The following is a 1,530-nucleotide window of genomic DNA, read 5'->3' on the forward strand; positions in this document are numbered from 1 at the left end:
GACCCGGGCGGCGCGCAGGGCGCGGCGCTCGACCGCCTGGCGCGCAGCGTCGCGGGTCAAGCCTACACCCTGAGTTACGGCGACGCATTCCTGCTGGCCGCCGTCCTGCTGATGCTGGGCGCCGTGCTGGTGTGGGCCCTGCCCAGGCTGCCCAGCCCACTGGCTGCGCCCGCATCCCCCGTTCCCGTTCCCTCCCTTTCCAGCAAGACCGCCTAAGAAGGTCAGAGGCCATTCCATGAGCACCGAAACCACTCCCGCGCATGCGCCCAGCGTCCGCCAGGTCATCCTGCACACCAGCCACCGCATCCTGGCGGCCTCGGCCATCGTCCTGGCCCTGGGCGGCCTGGTCTACGGCACCTACGCGCTGTGGCACGGCGCCACGCCCTACGAGCGCACCGAGAACGCCTATGTGAAGGGCGATCTGACCTACGTCGCCACCAAGGTCAGCGGCTATGTCCAGAGCGTGGATACCGAGAACAACCGCAAGGTCGAAGCCGGACAGCAACTCGTGCAGATCGATCCCAAGGACTACCAAGCCGCCGTGGCCGACGCGGAGTCCGCGGTGGCCTTGGCCAGCGCCACGCTGGAACAGATCGGTGCGCAACAGACGCTGCAGGCCACGCAGATACGCATCGCCCAGGCCACCGTCACCTCCGCCCGCGCGCAGGCCGCGCGCAACCTGGCGGATTACCGCCGCGCGCAATCGCTGGTCCAACAAGGCGGCGTCAGCCGCGCGCTCTATGACCAGGCCAGCGCCGAGCAGGTGCGGGCCGCCTCGACCCTGACCCAGAACGAGGCGCAAGCGGAATACGCGCAACAGCAACTGACCGTGCTGCAGGCGCAGCGCGAAGCGGCTCAAGCCAGCCGCGACAGCGCCCGGGCCAGGCTGGACAAGGCCCGCAATGACCTGGCGGCGACCACCGTGGTCGCCCCGCGCGAGGGCCGCGTCGCAGGCCGCAATGTCCGTCCGGGTGAATACGTTGCCGTGGGTACTCGCCTGATGGCGGTCGCGCCCACCCGGGACTTGTGGGTCGAGGCCAATCTCAAGGAAACACAACTCGGCCGCATCCGCCCCGGCGACCGGGTCAGCGTGCGCGTCGACGCCATACCGGACGCCCGCTATTGCGCAACGGTGGAGAGCGTGGCGGGCGCCAGCGGCTCGGAGTTCGCCGTGATCCCGCCCGACAACGCCACCGGCAACTTCACCAAGATCGTGCGCCGCTTCACGGTCCGCATCGTGCTGGACCCGGATCAGGCCGGCCTGGAACGGCTGGGTACCGGCATGTCTGCCGTGCCGACCATCGCCATCGATTCCCGTCCGGGGTCGCAGGCGTCCTGGAATCCGCTGCGCCTGTTCTATCCCGGCTTCACCTGCGCCGCCAAGGAGCAAGCATGAACACGCGCCGCTATGCCCCCGCCCTGAGCCTGGCGATGGCTTTGCTGCTGTCGGCCTGCGTCACCCCGCCCGACCTCGGTCCCAAGCCCGCGCCGGCGTCCGGCCAGAGCCTCGCCAGCGCCCGCAGCCTGGCG

The 1,530-nt window shown here is 70.1% G+C and carries 2 protein-coding genes; both read left to right on the forward strand.

All coding sequences use genetic code 11. The annotated features are described in order from the left end of the window. Positions 1-216, forward strand: a 216-nt coding sequence (locus VIR09_RS05965; RefSeq protein WP_332012039.1) for a hypothetical protein, incomplete at its 5' end; no start/stop codon positions are given. 19 nt (positions 217-235) lie between these two features. Beyond that, positions 236-1,396, forward strand: coding sequence for an HlyD family secretion protein (locus tag VIR09_RS05970; RefSeq protein WP_332012040.1), 1,161 nt, complete (start codon positions 236-238; stop codon positions 1,394-1,396). Positions 1,397-1,530: the final 134 nt, after the last annotated feature.

The organism is Achromobacter sp. (assembly GCF_036567245.1).
Classification (GTDB): Bacteria; Pseudomonadota; Gammaproteobacteria; order Burkholderiales; family Burkholderiaceae_B; genus Achromobacter.

Bases quoted from the DNA above. Each gene is read 5' to 3' on its own strand.
- VIR09_RS05970 (WP_332012040.1), top strand. From the start codon at position 236: ATGAGCACCGAAACCACTCCCGCGCATGCGCCCAGCGTCCGCCAGGTC.